This is a genomic window from Proteinivorax tanatarense, assembly GCF_040267685.1.
Classification (GTDB): Bacteria; Bacillota; Proteinivoracia; order Proteinivoracales; family Proteinivoracaceae; genus Proteinivorax; species Proteinivorax tanatarense.
Window position 1 is genome coordinate 1210999 of record NZ_CP158367.1, and the last position, 15485, is coordinate 1226483.

The following is a 15485-nucleotide window of genomic DNA, read 5'->3' on the forward strand; positions in this document are numbered from 1 at the left end:
CTATAATAAAAGAAGATGCAAATAGTCAAAAATGACGTCGATTATCTTATTGTAATTGACGTTTTTTTTTTTTTGACAAAATAAAAGCAGTAAAATTATTAACAGCTTTCATATATTGCTATTCTTTTTAATATATTTGATAAAAAAGCAAGAGAGAAGGGAGTAGTATGAAAAAAGCAACAATTTTTTTATTGATTTTTATAATAGCAATACCGAATGGAGTAATCTATGGTGAAGATGACTTAGATATCTTTGATTTTGATGCAAAGAGTTACATATTGATTAACCAAAGTACTAACCAAGTACTAGCTAGTAGAAACTGTAGTGAAGAACTGCTAATGGCTAGCACCACAAAGGTAATGACTGCTATAGTTGCTTTAGAGTTAATCGAAGATATAAATGGTTATTATAAAGTTCCAGATGAAGCTAGTGGAGTTATTGGTAGTTCTATTTATCTTGAAGAAGGAGAAATAATACCAATTAAGGATTTATTGTATGGGTTAATGATAAGGTCGGGGAATGACTCAGCAGTTGCATTAGCGATAGCTACTGCTGGCAGTGAAAAACATTTTGTTAAATTAATGAATGAAAAAGCAGAAGAGATAGGAGCATTCGATACATCATTTGCCAATCCTCATGGGTTAAATGCAAAAAATCACTACACAACGGCTCATGACTTAGCATTGATAACTGCCTATGCAATGGATAATCCTTTTTTTAGGGAGATTGCATCAACTACATTTTACCGTAGCACCACATTGGAAGGTAAGGTAAGAGCATTTCATTCCAATAATCGTTTTTTACTAAACTATGATAAGGCAACTGCTGCTAAAACTGGTTGGACAACTGAAGCAGGCAGATGTCTTACAGGGGCATCTAGTGAGGGAGCCCATGATTTGGTTGGTGTGCTTCTTTATGCTCCTAATTGGTTCAATGATTTAGAGACAATGATGAACTGGGCCTACGCAGAATATAAAGGGGTACAAGTAATAGAAGAAGGGGTATCCTTAGGATTAGTTGAGGTTAAAAAAGGGGTTGAGCCTTTTGTTGCAGCCAGAGCATCTAAAGATATAGTGGTATCTGCCTCCAAAAACACAGAGCCGGTAATAACAAGTGATGTTGAGTTAAATGACAAAGTTACTGCTCCTGTTTATAAAGGGGATAAAATTGGAGAAAAACATATTTATAAAGATGGAGAGTATATATGCACTTTAGACTTGGTAGCTCATAAAGAAATTGCTAAAGAGTCCAAGCCGTGGTATAGAAGGTTTTTTGCTTGGCGGGGTGAGACTTTAAGGGGGATTTATCAGTGGTTAATAAAATATGGTTTTTCTTTATAGTAACTGGTATATTAGTAGCTGGAATTAGAGGAGAGATTGGTGACATGACAGCAGCATTATTAGATTCGGCTGATAAAGGAGTTACCGTAGCATTTGGTTTGGTATCAATTTTGACTTTTTGGTTAGGTATCATGAAACTAATTGAAAAATCTGGATTACTTAGTATTATTGTCAAGGTTATGCGACCCATAGCTAAATTTCTATTTCCTGACGTACCGGCAGAACATCCAGCTATGTCTTCTATATTAATGAATATGAGTGCCAATATGCTGGGAATGGGTAGTGCAGCAACTCCTTTAGGACTAAAAGCTATGGAACAGTTACAATCGTTAAATAATGACAAAAACACAGCATCTGATGCTATGTGTACTTTTTTAGCGCTAAACACTTCTAGTCTTACGTTAATTCCGACAACAGTTATTGCCCTTAGAGTTGCAACTGGTTCTACAAATCCAACGGCAACTGTAGCGACAACAATAATGGCAACATTTTGTTCTACGGTAGTTGCAATAACTGTAGATAAAATTTGTAGAAAAATTTATCGGGGGAGATAAAAATGAGTCTTGTTTCTAGTGTATCCCAGTGGGCAGTGCCTATGATGGTTTTGTTTGTTGTATCCTATTCTTACTATAAAAAAGTGGATGTGTTTGATACATTTGTTGAAGGAGCTAAGGAAGGTTTTGAAACAGCTGTAAAATTGATACCGTTTTTAGTTGCCATGTTAGTTGCAATAGGTGTGTTTAAAGAGTCTGGTGCTTTTGAAATAATAATAGGTATATTAGAACCTGTACTTAGTTTAGCGGGAATACCAGGCGAAATACTACCGTTAGCTTTTATGAGACCTATCTCTGGGAGTGGTGCTTTGGCAATGACAACGGAAACTCTACAGACTTATGGTCCTGATTCTATGCTTGGTTATATGGCTTCAACTATACAGGGAAGTACAGACACTACTTTTTACATATTAACTGTTTATTTTGGCTCTGTTGGTATCAGAAGAGTAAGGTATTCTATGTCTGTAGGTTTAATAGCAGATATAGCAGGGTTTTTGGCTGCTGTATTTATTTGTAGTATTTTTTTAAGCTAATTCCTCGGAAATATAATTTTTGTTTTAGGAAAAGATATTTATATAATATCTTTGATGGGAGGACTATTAATGAGTAAGGTTGTGGTTATTGGAGGAGGATGGGCAGGTTGTGCAGCAGCAATTAGTGCAAGAAAATTAGGTGCGGAAGTTAAACTGTTAGAGAGGACAGATATGTTACTTGGAACAGGCCTAGTAGGTGGTATAATGAGAAACAATGGGCGATTTACCGCGACGGAGGAAATGATTGCTATGGGTGCTACAGAACTTTTTGAGGTCTGTGACTTAAATTCTCTGCATACTGATATCGAATTTTTTGGACATAAACACGCATCTTTTTATAATGTTTCTGTTGTAGAAGGAAAGGTTCGTAGCTTGCTACATAAGATGGGGATTAAAACCATTTTTAATATGAGAGGTAAAGCAGTAACAAAACGGGGAAACAAAATTATTTCAGTTTCACTGGACGATGGTACAGAAATAAATGGTGATACGTATGTTGATGCCACTGGAACAGCTGGACCGATGAATAATTGTAAAACTTTGGGCAATGGTTGTGTAATGTGTATTTATCGGTGTCCTACCTTTGGGGGGAGAATTTCAATTAGTGAAAAAGCTGGAGTGTCTGAATATTTTACACAGCGGGAAGATGGGACTAATGGAGCTTTTAGTGGCTCTTGTAAAATAGTAAAAGAATCCCTCGCTGTTGATATACAGGAAAAATTAGAACAAGCAGGGCTTTGCATCATTCCTGTTACACCTGAGCTTCAAAAAGAAAATGTTCTTTCGATGAAAGCTTGTCAACAATATGCTAGAAAGGAGTATCAGGAAAATATAGTTCTGATAAATTGTGGACATGCAAAAATGATGTCACCTTACTATCCTTTATCTGTTTTGAGAATGGTGCCAGGATTTGAGAGTGCTCGTTATGCTGACCCATTAGCAGGTGGAGTAGGAAACTCTATAAGGCTTTCACAAATTGCTGAAATTGAACCCACAATGTTAGCAAAAGGAGTGGAGAACTTATTTTGTGCCGGTGAAAAAGCAGGCCCTTTTGTTGGTCATACAGAGGCTATAGTAACAGGGACACTAGCAGGATTTAATGGAGTAAAGTTATCTGAAAAAGAAAAACTATTGACTTTTCCAACATCATTAGCAGTAGGCGAGGGCATATCTTACACTTTAAATGAAGGAAAGTCCGAAGGTAAAAAGTGTACTTTTTCTGGGTCTTCTTTATTTGAGAACTTGCAGGAGAAAAATCTTTACACTACAGAAAAAGATAAGATAGTACAAAGGGTTAAAAAAGAAAAATTAGATAATGTTTTTAATCATAAAATTATGATGACATAGTCAAAGCCCAGCTATTACATCGTGATATACACGTTGTTTGGCTGGGCTTTTTAATAAAATATAAACTTTGTCTTTAATAAAGAGTAAAGTTAACTTAAAATGTTAGATAGATCTATAAAATATCGACCAGGATTTTGGGAAGCGATAGGTATAAGATTTTTAGCGTTAGCCAAAGAAAACCTCTCTTTGTTAACCTCTATTACTAAGTTGTCTTGTAAATTAGCTTGATTTAAAAATAGGTTAGTTTTGATAAAAAGTGTAACATCATTAGTGGGTGGAATTGATATATCAGCTGATTTAGTATTTTTTTGATTTATAGCGCCTTCAGGGATTTGGATTATTTTGCAGGTTCCAATAGTTAAGATTATTTGTTGAGGAGTTATCCAAGTGGGAATATGAAAATCTAAAGAAGAGAAGGTTTTTTTCAGTGGATGCCCATTACATAAGATTTGACCTTCGATAAAGCTACCTAGGTTTGCCCATTTTTTCTTTTTACAAACAAGGTTAATTTTATATCCCACTATATACAACCTCCTCAAAGAATTAAAAACTTAATTGTTTTTACTATAATTTATTATAAATATATAAAATTGTTACTGAATTTTGTTAGGGGGATTAAAATGGAAAGATTACAAAAAATAATGGCCAACTATGGTATCGCATCACGAAGAAAATGCGAAGATATCATTAAAGAAGGTAGAGTCAAAGTTAACGGTATTAAAGTTACAGAAATGGGAGTCAAAGTGACTTCTAATGATAAAATAGAAGTAGATGGCCGCCCAATAATGAAAAAACCGAAGTTAGAATATTATTTATTGAATAAACCAGTGGGCTATGTAACCACTGTAGATGATCCTCAAGATAGAAAAACTGTTTTAGATTTGATTCCAATAAAACAGCGGGTTTTTCCTGTAGGCAGGTTAGATATAATGACTAGCGGATTATTATTGATAACTAATGATGGTCAATTGACCTATAAACTAACCCATCCAAAGTTTACTGTAAAAAAAACGTATAAAGTTTTAATCGATAAAAATATTAAAGATGAGGAGATTAAAAAATTAAAAAATGGTATTAATTTAGAGGATGGGATTACTGCCCCCGCAATGGCAAAAAGGTTAAAAGAAGGCAAATCAGGTTGTGAAATAGAGCTAACTATTCACGAAGGGAAAAACAGGCAAGTTCGCAGGATGATAAATAGCCTTGGCTACAAGGTTTTAAAGTTAGAAAGAATAAAGTATGGCTTTTTAACTTTAGAAGGGGTAAAAAGAGGTGGCTATAGAGAATTAAAAGCAGAAGAAGTAACTAAACTTTACAATCTTATATAGTTTCCACATAATTAGTGTGAAACATATAGACAAAAAAAGAAAAATAGTATAACATATTAGATATAATTACATAAAGCTTATTTTGAGGTGGTGATATATAAATAATGGAGCTTAATGCGAGGCAAAAAAGAATTGTTGAGATTGTTAAAGAAAATCAACCGATAACGGGAGAAGAAATTGCAAAAAAACTGGGTTTAACCCGTGCAACTTTGAGGCCAGACCTTTCAGTTTTGACTATGTCAAAAATACTTGATGCTAGGCCTCGGGTTGGTTACTTTTATGTTGGCACTAAAACAAATGAGGGGATTTTAAAATTTTTAAAAGAGTCCCCAGTAAAAGATGTAGGGTCATTACCAATTGTTATCGCAGAGGGAAAATCAGTATATGAGGCTATAGTAACTTTATTTTTAGAGGATGTTGGTACAATATATGTTGTAAAGGATGCTTTTTTATCGGGAGTAATATCCAGAAAAGATTTACTAAAAGCTGCTATAGGAAATAAAGACTTAGATACAATTCCTGTGGAAATGGTGATGACTCGGCTTTCTCATATTATTTATGTAGATAGTAATGAGAGTATATATGAGGCCTTAACTAAAATACTTACCTACGAAGTAGATTCTTTACCTATTGTGAATATGCATGAAGGTAATAAACTAGAAGTAATAGGTAGATTTACTAAAACCAATGTATCTAGGTTACTTATGGAATTTGTGAATGGGAATTAGGAGGGAAAAGTATGACTAATAAAAATGGAACGGTTTATGTTATGTCGGACTCTTTAGGTGAAACCGCTGAGCAAGTGATTAAAGCGGCTGCTAGTCAATTTAACTCTGGGACCACTTCAATAAATAGATACCCTTATATAAGCGATAAAGTAGGGGTTGAAGAAGTTATTAAAGAAGCAATCAAGGAGAATGCTATGGTTGCATATACTTTTGTTTGCCCTGACCTCAGAGAGTTTAGTGAGAGAATGTGCAAACAGTTTCAACTACCATATGTAGATATTTTGGGTCCCGTTATGGAACAATTCTCAAAAATAACATCAGTAAAGCCCAAATTAGAGCCTGGTGTATATAGAAAACTAGATGAGCAATACTTTAAACGAATAGAAGCCATCGAGTTTGCTGTAAAATATGATGATGGTAAAGATCCAAGAGGAATTTTAAGAGCAGATGTTGTATTATTAGGGGTATCTAGAACTTCTAAAACACCCCTTAGTATGTATTTAGCTCATAAACAAATAAAGGCTGCCAACGTTCCGCTAGTTCCTGAAATAAAACCACCTAGGGAATTATATGAAATAAATCCTAAAAAAATTATAGGACTTACAATTTCACCATCGCAGCTGAATGAAATACGTAGGGAAAGATTACTGGCATTAGGACTTGGTGATCATAGTTCCTATGCTTCAATGGAAAGAATTTTGTCAGAATTGGATTACGCAGAAGAGATAATGAAAGGTTTAAATTGTCCTGTTTTAGAAGTAACCAACAAGGCGGTAGAAGAAACAGCTAGCAAGTTATTAGAAATTATAAGGGAGGAAAATGATAATGACTAAACTAGTGTACTCTTTTAATGATGGCAATAGAGAAATGAGAGAAACTTTAGGAGGAAAGGGAGCAAATTTGTCTGACATGACTAATTTAGGGCTACCTGTTCCTCCTGGATTTACAGTAAGTACAAAAGCTTGTAATAAGTATTTTGAAGAAGGCCAAACCTTAACTGAAACTTTAATACAAGATATAAGGGATGAACTCGCTAAGGTAGAAAAATCTCTTGGTAAAAAACTAGGCGGAGATGAAAATCCTCTTTTAGTTTCAGTTAGGTCAGGAGCTCCTGTTTCTATGCCAGGAATGATGGATACTATCTTAAACTTAGGATTAAATGATAAAACTGTAGAAGCTGTGGCGATGGAGACAAAAAATAAAAGGTTCGCATTTGATTGTTATAGACGCTTTATTCAAATGTATGGGGATGTAGTTTTAGGTGTACCTCATTACAGATTTGAGAGAAAGTTAGAAATTTTAAAACAAAATGCCGGAGTGTCTGAAGATACTAAGCTTGATGCTGAAAGTTTAAAGGAGTTATCTGAAGACTATAAGCAAATAATTAAAAAAGAAACTGGCGAAGATTTTCCACAGAATCCTGAGGAGCAGCTACTAAAAGCGGTTGAGGCTGTTTTTGCATCATGGAATAATCAACGAGCTAAACTCTATCGACAAATAAATAAAATTCCAGGTCACTATGGAACTGCAGTTAATGTTCAGGCGATGGTATATGGGAATATGGGTGACACCAGTGGCACAGGAGTATTATTTACTAGAAATCCTTCAACAGGTGAAAACAAACTTTATGGAGAATTTCTACTAAATGCCCAAGGCGAAGATGTGGTTGCTGGCATAAGGACTCCAAAACCCATATCTCAACTAAAGCAAGTTATGCCTGAAGTTTACAAGGAATTAAACGATATTAGTTATAAGTTGGAAGAACATTATAGGGATGTTCAAGATATTGAATTTACAATAGAACAGGGCAGACTTTTTATGCTTCAAACTAGAAATGCTAAAAGGACTGCAGCGGCAGCTGTTAGAATAGCTGTAGAGATGGTAAATGATAAAATATTGACAAAAGAAGAAGCACTATTAAGGGTTGACGCTTCGCAACTTGATAAATTATTACATCGTCAGATTGATGAAGGAAGTCATGTTGATCATATCGCAACAGGACTTCCAGCTTCGCCAGGAGCAGCAACAGGGGCGTTAGTATTTAGCGCAGATGAGGCTGATAAGTTAACAGAAAAAGGCGAAAAAGTAATCCTTATTAGACCTGAAACAACACCAGATGATATTCATGGAATCGTAGCAGCAGAAGGAATTTTAACGCAAAGGGGAGGCATGACCAGCCATGCAGCTGTAGTTGCTAGAGGTATGGGGAAACCATGCGTTTGTGGATGTGAAGCTTTGAACATTGATTTGATAGATAAAACTGTAAAAATAGGGGATAAAGTATTTAAAGAAAAAGAAGTTTTCACTATTGATGGAGCTACAGGTAATGTTATTAGTGGCACAGTAGACCTAATAGACCCTGAATTAAGTAAAGAGTTAATGACTTTTTTAGGTTGGGCAGATGATATAAGACAATTAAACATAAGAACTAATGCTGATACTCCCAAGGATGCAAAAAAAGCAAGAGAATATGGAGCCCAAGGAATTGGACTTTGTAGAACAGAGCATATGTTTATGGCTCAAGACAGACTACCTATTGTACAAGAAATGATATTATCAGATAGTAAGAAAAAACAACAAGAGGCTTTAGACAAACTATTACCATTTCAGAAAGAAGATTTTTATGGTATTTTTAAGGCAATGGCAGGACTTCCAGTGACAATTAGATTATTAGATCCTCCGTTGCATGAGTTTTTACCTAATGCTGAAGAATTAAGTAAGGAAATTACTAAAATGAAAGAAGAAGGCTCACCTATCTATAAAATAAAAGAAAAGGAACAAACGTTAAAACGGATAAAGAGTTTACACGAGTCCAATCCAATGCTAGGACATCGTGGTTGTCGATTGGCTATAGTTCATCCAGAAATTTATGAGATGCAAGTTGAAGCTATATTTTCCGCATTAAAAGAGTTGCACAAAGAAAAAATAGAAGTGGTACCAGAAATCATGATTCCTCTAGTAGGTGAGGCAAGGGAACTAAAATTGGTAAAAGATATTGTGCTAAAGGTAGCTGATTCTTACAGCGATTTGGGGATAGAGTATAAAATTGGTACAATGATAGAGTTGCCAAGGGCTTGTGTTACTGCAGATGAAATTGCTGAACATGCGGACTTTTTCTCATTTGGAACAAATGATTTGACTCAAACAACTTTTGGCTATAGCAGAGATGATGCAGAAGGTAAATTTTTACCTGCATATATAGATAAAAAAATATTACCTGAAAACCCATTTGTGTCCATTGACGAAAAGGGTGTGGGAGTTTTAATAGATTTAGGAGTTTCAAAAGGAAGAAATGTCAAAAAAGATCTTAAAGTGGGAATTTGTGGTGAACATGGAGGAGATCCTAAATCCATTGAGTTTTGTCAAAAGGTAGGTTTAAACTATGTAAGTTGCTCACCATTTAGAGTTCCTATTGCTAGGTTAGCGGCTGCACAAAGTTTTGTTTTGCAAAAAAAATAACAATAAAATGCTGGCCATCTAGGCCAGCATTTTATTGTTAAGTTAATTAACACTCAGAGGAAGGAAACCAACTCCACTGCTTTATCCCCAAGTTAAAATAAGTTAATAATCCAACTAAAGCTATTACTTATAGAATCAATTATTCCCCAGAACCCCCTAGCAATAAAGTTAGCTCTAGGAACATCTTCTAGGGCGTGTAAGGGGCTTTCTAAAGCAACTTGTCCATTAACCTTATACTTTATACTACCCACAACATCTCCTTTTTCAAGAGGAGCAGATATACTTTTGTCTATATTAATATGCGGTGATAAAAAAGTGTGCTCTCTAGGCGTAACCACCTCTAAATCATTTATAGACCCTACGGCATACTTGCCTCTTTTTGCTGAAGATATGGTAATGCTTTTAACTTCTTCTTTAGCATTGAGGACTTTCCTAGATTCGAATTCAGAAGCGATATAATCATACATTATTTCCTCCACTAAACTGTCACGATTTGATATTGTTTCTCGATGTGTATTTCCTTCCACATCCATCAAAACAATAATATAGCGACGGTGATTAATAGTTGACGTAACTGATATACAACGTCCTGCATTTCCAGTGTACCCTGTCTTAAGCCCATCAATGTTTTGATGGTTAACTAACAAATTTTTAAAAGTGGAAACAAATGATGTGGAAGAGTCACTCATGGTATATGAGGTGATACTAGAGTATTCTAGGGCTTGCGGAAAGTCACTTATTAGTATTTGTGAAAGTTTTGCAACATCGTAGGCACTCATTGTATGATTATCTTGGTCAAGGCCGTGGGAGTTTTTAAAATTAGTGTGCTCTAATCCAATTTCTTCTGCTGTTTTGTTCATTCTTTGAACAAACATCTTTTCGCTCCCAGAAATTTCTTCTGCTATTGCAATGCCGGCATCGTTAGCAGATAAAACAGAAATGGCAATTAGAAGTTCTTCTACAGAAACTTCGCTGCCTGGAACTGCCCAAATTCTAGATGCACCTGGCACTAGAGTTGTAGCTTCTTTACTTATGGTTACCTTATCCTCTAAGGAAATTTCACCATTTTCTAATGCATCAAAGATTACATACATTGTCATAATTTTTGTTAAGCTGGCAGGAGCAACTGCTTCCCTTGCATTTTTTTCGTATAGAACATGACCGGTTTCATAATCCATTATCAATATGTGGTTTGCTTTTATTTCAAAAGGGTATCTTTGATCAGCATTGGCTATGGTTGTAGGAAGAAATAAAAGAATAGATAAAATAACAATTATTATAGATTTTGATTTGAACACAAGCTTATCTCCTTTCTAAATTTTAAATAATATAATATATTAGATAAACTAGCATAATAAATTTATAACAGATTTTAAACAGGAAAAAATAAAAAAATGTGGAATATAATAAGTATGATTTGAGGTGAAAAAGATGAAAATAAGACAGAAGCTAGAAGATAAAGAAAAGTCGACACTAAGCAAATTTGCCTGTCTTAGTATAAATTCTCAAGGGCGGGGTAGTGATGATATACCTTGTGATATAAGAACTTGTTTTCAAGTAGACAGAGACAGAATATTACATTCTAAAGCTTTTAGACGTTTAAAACATAAAACACAAGTTTTTATTTCTCCAGAAAGTGATCACTTTAGAACTAGATTAACTCACACACTTGAAGTTGCTCAAATTGCTAGGACAATGGCTAAAGCCTTAGATCTTAATGAGGATTTGGCAGAAGCAATAGCTTTAGGACATGATCTAGGTCATACCCCATTTGGCCATGCTGGTGAGCAAGCTTTAAATAGTGTAACTCCTTTTGGATTTAAACATAACATCCAAAGCATACGTGTAGTCAGTAAGCTAGAAGGAGAGAAAGGGTTAAATCTCACTAAAGAGGTTTTGGATGGAATCAAAAATCATACTGGAGAGAAAGTGCCTTTTACTTTAGAGGGGCAACTAGTAAAGATAGCTGATAGAATTGCCTATATTAATCATGATATTGAAGATGCAATAACAGCAAAAATTATAAATGAAAGTGATTTGCCTTTTAGACCGATAAAGATATTAGGTTATAGCAAAAGTTCACGGATAGATACCCTAGTTAAAGATATAATTATCTGCAGCAGAGACCAAGTAGAAATTCAACAAACACTAGAAATCAAAAAATCGATGAATGAGTTGAGAGAATTTTTATTTAATAAAGTTTATTTAAATTCACCAGCCAAAACTCAAGAACACAAAGCAAAAAACATGATAACTCAATTATATCATTTATTTTTGCAAAATCCACAAAAAATGGAGAGCAAAATCCATAAAAATCTTTTTGACACCGATAACATGGAACGTAAAGTATGTGATTATATTGCTGGGATGACTGACCGATATATAGTGACTGTTTATAAGCAACATTTTATTCCCAGTGGATGGTCAGTTAACTTGTAATCTTTGGAATAAATTTTAAGATTCCGTCAATAATAAAACAGACAAATATTTTTACAAACGAAATAAAAAAATATATATTAAAATGCAGGAAAAGATATGTCAAAAAGCGAATATAATAATCGACAAATCCTTATCGTGAATCGTTACGACTATTATATATAAAAATGCTTCTAAGGTTTCCCATACCCATTATATCAGGGTTTATAATGTGTGTGTGTGATAAAATCTTAAAATAAATTTTTTAAAAAAAGAAGGTATTTTTGTTACTATGTCGAATAATGACCATTTGTCACCGTATAGTATATTTTATTTTTTAATACCAACTCCGAAAGGGGGGGAGATAATTGACAAAAAAAGATGCAAACCTTTCACAAATTAAACAGGAGTTACTGGAACGAGGGAAAAAGAGAGGTATTCTAACCTATAAGGATATTATGGATTATCTTCAAGGATTTGATTTGACCTCTGAGCAAATTGACGAATACTATGAAAAAATTATAGCGATGGGGATAGAAATAGTTGACGATGTAGACGAAGATGACATTTCTGAGTTGGCCATGCAAGCTGCCGAAAAAGGTACAGAAACTGAAAAAGAGGCAGAAGAAATGGATTTAGATGTGTCGCTCCCTGAAGGAATCAGCGTAAGTGACCCTGTACGTATGTATCTAAAGGAAATTGGAAGGGTTCCACTCTTATCAGGTAAAGAGGAAATTGAGCTGGCAAAGAGGATGGAACAAAATGATGAAGAAGCTAAGAGATTGCTTGTTGAAGCTAACCTCAGGTTAGTTGTTAGTATAGCTAAGCGCTATGTAGGTAGAGGTATGCTATTTTTAGATCTTATTCAAGAAGGAAATTTAGGTCTTATAAAAGCGGTAGAAAAATTTGACTATCGTAAAGGATATAAATTTAGTACCTATGCTACATGGTGGATAAGACAAGCAATAACTAGGGCTATTGCTGATCAAGCTAGAACTATACGCATACCTGTTCACATGGTTGAAACTATCAACAAATTAATTCGAGTCTCTAGACAGTTAGTTCAGGACAAGGGGAAAGATCCTACACCAGAAGAAATCGGTGAAGAAATGGGATTAGAACCAGAAAGAGTGAGGGAAATACTAAAAATTGCTCAAGAGCCTGTTTCTTTAGAAACACCAATTGGAGAAGAGGATGATAGCCACTTAGGTGACTTTATCGAAGACCAAGATGCAAAGGCTCCTGCTGATGTAGCTGCCTTTGAACTTCTAAAAGGTCAGCTTGAAGATGTGTTAGATACTCTTACTGATCGAGAAGAAAGTGTACTGAGATTAAGGTTTGGAATTGACGATGGAAAGCCCAGGACCCTTGAAGAAGTAGGCCAAGTTTTTGGCGTAACTCGAGAAAGAATAAGGCAAATAGAAGCAAAAGCATTAAGGAAACTAAGGCACCCGAGTCGTAGTAAAAGATTAAAGGATTACTTAGAGTAAGAATAATCCTTTAATCTTACTCTTTTTATTTTGGTTAATATCATTAAGGTGTAGAGTTAAAAAAGTTTATAAAAAAAACAAAAAAACTGTTGACTTATCAACTAAAAACATTTATAATTTATATTGTTGCTGAAACACGTTCCTCAGTAGCTCAATGGTGGAGCAACCGGCTGTTAACCGGTAGGCTGTAGGTTCAAATCCTACCTGAGGAGCCATTAGGGCCCATAGCTCAGTTGGTCAGAGCAACCGGCTCATAACCGGTTGGTCCCTGGTTCGAGTCCAGGTGGGCCCACCATTATTATCTGGCCCCTTGGTCAAGTGGTTAAGACACCGCCCTTTCACGGCGGTAACAGGGGTTCGAGTCCCCTAGGGGTCACCACTTCGACACAAAGCACACTAAATAGTGTGCTTTTTTTTATATCTTTAAAGTAATATTAGATATTTGTGATATATTAGTAAGAAGGGGATGATAGATTTTGAAAATAACATCAAGACTAAAAGCGGTGGCCAACCTCGTTGGTGAATGTAAAATTTTAGCTGACATAGGAACAGATCATTGTTATATTCCTATTTATCTGTTAAAAAAAGGAAAAACTAATAATGCTATAGCTTCTGACATAAATGAGGGCCCTCTACAAGCTGCTGAAGAAACTGTAAAAAAAAATAACTTAAATGAAAAAGTGTCCATAAGGCTAGGCAATGGGTTGGCACCTCTCAAAGAAAATGATTTTATAGACGTTATTGTAATAGCGGGTATGGGGGGAGAGACTATAGTTAATATTTTGGAGAATATCCCCTGTCATTTAACAAAGTGCCGCTATATACTACAGCCAATGACTGATATTTCATTAGTTAGAAAATGGCTAGATGAAAAAAGTTATAAAATTACAAACGAAGAAATTGCTAAGGAAGTTAACAGGTACTATACTGTTATAGAGGCACAACATCAGTCTAATGCACCAAAATTAAGTGAAATTGAAACACAGTTTGGGCCTGTACTTTTGAAAAAAAAACATCCATTATTAAAGGAATACATAGTTAAAAGGCGAAATAAAAATATAGAAGTATTTTCTCAAATTCAAAAAATAGAGTGTGAAACTCTCAAACGAGACAAAAACAGAACACTTAGACGGGAAAAAGATTTACTAGAGGAGGTATTAAGATGGCTGTAGTTTTAGCAGAAGTTGTCAAAGAAATTGAAAATATAGCACCGAAAAGATTAGCATATTTCTCAAAAGATAACAATGGCTTGTTAGTTGGAGATTATAACCAGAATGTGGAAAAGCTATTAGTGACATTGGACGTAACAGAGGAAATAGTAGATGAAGCTATAAACAATCAATGTCAGCTAATTATAAGTCATCATCCAGTGATTTTTGGTGGTATTAACGCTGTAAATTCCCAGTCAAAGGAAGGGAGAATAATAATAAAAGCAATTCAAAACGGGATTGCTATTTACAGTGCTCATACTAACCTTGATGTAGCTTGGGGAGGAGTTAATGATAGCTTGGCAAAGAAATTAGGTTTAAAAGTAACAGGAGTTTTAGATTCTATTGAAGTATCTAAACATTATAAAGTTGTTGTATTTGTTCCTAGCGAATTTAAAGAAAAAGTGTTGAACTCTATGGCAACACAAGGAGCAGGACAAATAGGGAATTACAGTCATTGTACTTTTACAACTTTAGGTGAAGGAACTTTTAAACCGTTGCAAGGTTCTAACCCCTTTATAGGTGATAAAAATCAGTTAGAAAAGGTTTCAGAAGTTAAAGTTGAGTCTATAGTTCCTTCCAACAAATTAGGAGGGGTTCTTTCTGAAATGAAAAAAGCTCATTCGTATGAAGAAGTTGCTTATGATGTTTTTCCTCTAAAAAATAATCCTGATAATTATGGTTTGGGAAGAATTTCAAAACTGGATAACCAAACAACTGTAATGGAATTAGCTGAAAAAGTAAAAAAAGAGTTAAATTGTGATGCTGTTAAGGTCTATGGCGCTAAAAATAAGAAGATATCAAAAATAGCTATTTTAGGTGGGAGTGGTGGGTCACTTATCAAACAAGCCAAAAAATTAAAGTGTCAAGCCATTATTACATCTGATGTTGATTATCATCAAGGGCAACTAGCAGATGAACTAGGCGTATCTGTCATTGATGCTGGTCATTATCATACAGAAGTAGTTGTTATAGATCACTTAGTGGAAAGGTTAAATGAAGTTTTAGTAGGAAAAGTGAAATGCTTAGCTATTACCAATAGTTGTCCTTATAGTTATATTTAAAGATAGTCTCTAATGAGCC

14 protein-coding genes and 3 tRNA genes are annotated in these 15485 nt (G+C 34.7%); 15 read left to right on the forward strand and 2 right to left on the reverse strand.

The features are described from left to right. The first annotated feature begins 167 nt into the window (after nucleotides 1-167). Genes PRVXT_RS05945 through PRVXT_RS05960 form a run of 4 tightly spaced genes read left to right on the forward strand, consistent with a single transcriptional unit; the run spans nucleotide 168 to nucleotide 3774 of the window. Nucleotides 168-1340, forward strand: a complete 1173-nt coding sequence (locus PRVXT_RS05945; RefSeq protein WP_350344749.1) for a D-alanyl-D-alanine carboxypeptidase family protein — start codon at nucleotides 168-170, stop codon at nucleotides 1338-1340. Beyond that, nucleotides 1310-1894 carry a nucleoside recognition domain-containing protein gene (locus PRVXT_RS05950; RefSeq protein ID WP_350344750.1) on the forward strand — a complete coding sequence of 195 codons (585 nt, stop codon included), beginning with the start codon at nucleotides 1310-1312 and terminating at the stop codon, nucleotides 1892-1894. The genes PRVXT_RS05945 and PRVXT_RS05950 overlap by 31 nt, the downstream gene beginning before the upstream one ends. Nucleotides 1895-1896: 2 nt before the next feature. Then, nucleotides 1897-2427, forward strand: a complete 531-nt coding sequence (locus tag PRVXT_RS05955; protein ID WP_350344751.1) for a spore maturation protein — start codon at nucleotides 1897-1899, stop codon at nucleotides 2425-2427. A 54-nt stretch (nucleotides 2428-2481) separates the two neighbouring features. Then, complete coding sequence (locus PRVXT_RS05960) at nucleotides 2482-3774, forward strand: FAD-dependent oxidoreductase (RefSeq protein WP_350344752.1); 1293 nt, start codon at nucleotides 2482-2484, stop codon at nucleotides 3772-3774. Nucleotides 3775-3863: 89 nt separating this feature from the next. Here PRVXT_RS05960 and PRVXT_RS05965 read toward each other — a convergent pair whose 3' ends face one another. Next, nucleotides 3864-4295, reverse strand: a complete 432-nt coding sequence (locus tag PRVXT_RS05965; protein WP_350344753.1) for a hypothetical protein — start codon at nucleotides 4293-4295, stop codon at nucleotides 3864-3866. 99 nt (nucleotides 4296-4394) lie between these two features. Here PRVXT_RS05965 and PRVXT_RS05970 point away from each other — a divergent pair, with 99 nt between their 5' ends. From PRVXT_RS05970 to ppdK, 4 genes are all read left to right on the forward strand, one after another. Next, the gene (locus PRVXT_RS05970; protein ID WP_350344754.1) at nucleotides 4395-5102 is read left to right on the forward strand and encodes a pseudouridine synthase; all 708 of its coding nucleotides are present in this window, start codon (nucleotides 4395-4397) and stop codon (nucleotides 5100-5102) included. Between the two features lie 104 nt (nucleotides 5103-5206). Further along, nucleotides 5207-5830, forward strand: a complete 624-nt coding sequence (locus PRVXT_RS05975; RefSeq protein WP_350344755.1) for a helix-turn-helix transcriptional regulator — start codon at nucleotides 5207-5209, stop codon at nucleotides 5828-5830. A gap of 11 nt (nucleotides 5831-5841) precedes the next feature. Further along, nucleotides 5842-6663: a pyruvate, water dikinase regulatory protein gene (locus PRVXT_RS05980; protein ID WP_350344756.1), complete on the forward strand. Its 822-nt coding sequence runs from the start codon at nucleotides 5842-5844 to the stop codon at nucleotides 6661-6663. Beyond that, nucleotides 6650-9289 carry a pyruvate, phosphate dikinase gene (gene ppdK / locus PRVXT_RS05985; RefSeq protein WP_350344757.1) on the forward strand — a complete coding sequence of 880 codons (2640 nt, stop codon included), beginning with the start codon at nucleotides 6650-6652 and terminating at the stop codon, nucleotides 9287-9289. The genes PRVXT_RS05980 and ppdK overlap by 14 nt, the downstream gene beginning before the upstream one ends. Nucleotides 9290-9381: 92 nt before the next feature. On the opposite strand, the gene PRVXT_RS05990 is transcribed toward ppdK, so the two are convergent. After that, the gene (locus tag PRVXT_RS05990; RefSeq protein ID WP_350344758.1) at nucleotides 9382-10587 is read right to left on the reverse strand and encodes a D-alanyl-D-alanine carboxypeptidase family protein; all 1206 of its coding nucleotides are present in this window, start codon (nucleotides 10585-10587) and stop codon (nucleotides 9382-9384) included. Nucleotides 10588-10720: 133 nt separating this feature from the next. On the opposite strand from PRVXT_RS05990, the gene PRVXT_RS05995 reads away from it, so the two are divergent. The 7 genes from PRVXT_RS05995 to PRVXT_RS06025 all read left to right on the forward strand — a co-directional run bounded on the left by PRVXT_RS05995 (nucleotide 10721) and on the right by PRVXT_RS06025 (nucleotide 15466). Continuing rightward, complete coding sequence (locus PRVXT_RS05995; RefSeq protein ID WP_350344759.1) at nucleotides 10721-11728, forward strand: deoxyguanosinetriphosphate triphosphohydrolase; 1008 nt, start codon at nucleotides 10721-10723, stop codon at nucleotides 11726-11728. A gap of 344 nt (nucleotides 11729-12072) precedes the next feature. Continuing rightward, nucleotides 12073-13194, forward strand: a complete 1122-nt coding sequence (rpoD, locus tag PRVXT_RS06000; RefSeq protein ID WP_350344760.1) for an RNA polymerase sigma factor RpoD — start codon at nucleotides 12073-12075, stop codon at nucleotides 13192-13194. A gap of 140 nt (nucleotides 13195-13334) precedes the next feature. Further along, nucleotides 13335-13409 (forward strand) — tRNA-Asn (locus PRVXT_RS06005). 3 nt (nucleotides 13410-13412) lie between these two features. Further along, a tRNA-Ile gene (locus tag PRVXT_RS06010) sits at nucleotides 13413-13489 on the forward strand. 9 nt (nucleotides 13490-13498) lie between these two features. Further along, nucleotides 13499-13573 (forward strand) — tRNA-Glu (locus PRVXT_RS06015). Nucleotides 13574-13670: 97 nt separating this feature from the next. Further along, nucleotides 13671-14366, forward strand: coding sequence for a tRNA (adenine(22)-N(1))-methyltransferase (locus PRVXT_RS06020; RefSeq protein ID WP_350344761.1), 696 nt, complete (start codon nucleotides 13671-13673; stop codon nucleotides 14364-14366). Beyond that, nucleotides 14357-15466 (forward strand): Nif3-like dinuclear metal center hexameric protein, encoded by a 1110-nt coding sequence (locus tag PRVXT_RS06025; RefSeq protein ID WP_350344762.1) that lies wholly within the window; start codon nucleotides 14357-14359, stop codon nucleotides 15464-15466. Before PRVXT_RS06020 ends, PRVXT_RS06025 begins: the two co-directional genes overlap by 10 nt. Nucleotides 15467-15485 lie beyond the last annotated feature (19 nt).

What these genes read in the sequence shown, in the direction of transcription:
- PRVXT_RS05945 (WP_350344749.1), top strand. Translation starts at nt 168, where the DNA reads ATGAAAAAAGCAACAATTTTTTTATTGATTTTTATAATAGCAATACCG.
- PRVXT_RS05955 (WP_350344751.1), top strand. Translation starts at nt 1,897, where the DNA reads ATGAGTCTTGTTTCTAGTGTATCCCAGTGGGCAGTGCCTATGATGGTT.
- PRVXT_RS05960 (WP_350344752.1), top strand. Translation starts at nt 2,482, where the DNA reads ATGGGAGGACTATTAATGAGTAAGGTTGTGGTTATTGGAGGAGGATGG.
- PRVXT_RS05970 (WP_350344754.1), top strand. Translation starts at nt 4,395, where the DNA reads ATGGAAAGATTACAAAAAATAATGGCCAACTATGGTATCGCATCACGA.
- PRVXT_RS05975 (WP_350344755.1), top strand. Translation starts at nt 5,207, where the DNA reads ATGGAGCTTAATGCGAGGCAAAAAAGAATTGTTGAGATTGTTAAAGAA.
- PRVXT_RS05980 (WP_350344756.1), top strand. Translation starts at nt 5,842, where the DNA reads ATGACTAATAAAAATGGAACGGTTTATGTTATGTCGGACTCTTTAGGT.
- ppdK (WP_350344757.1), top strand. Translation starts at nt 6,650, where the DNA reads ATGATAATGACTAAACTAGTGTACTCTTTTAATGATGGCAATAGAGAA.
- PRVXT_RS05995 (WP_350344759.1), top strand. Translation starts at nt 10,721, where the DNA reads ATGAAAATAAGACAGAAGCTAGAAGATAAAGAAAAGTCGACACTAAGC.
- PRVXT_RS06025 (WP_350344762.1), top strand. Translation starts at nt 14,357, where the DNA reads ATGGCTGTAGTTTTAGCAGAAGTTGTCAAAGAAATTGAAAATATAGCA.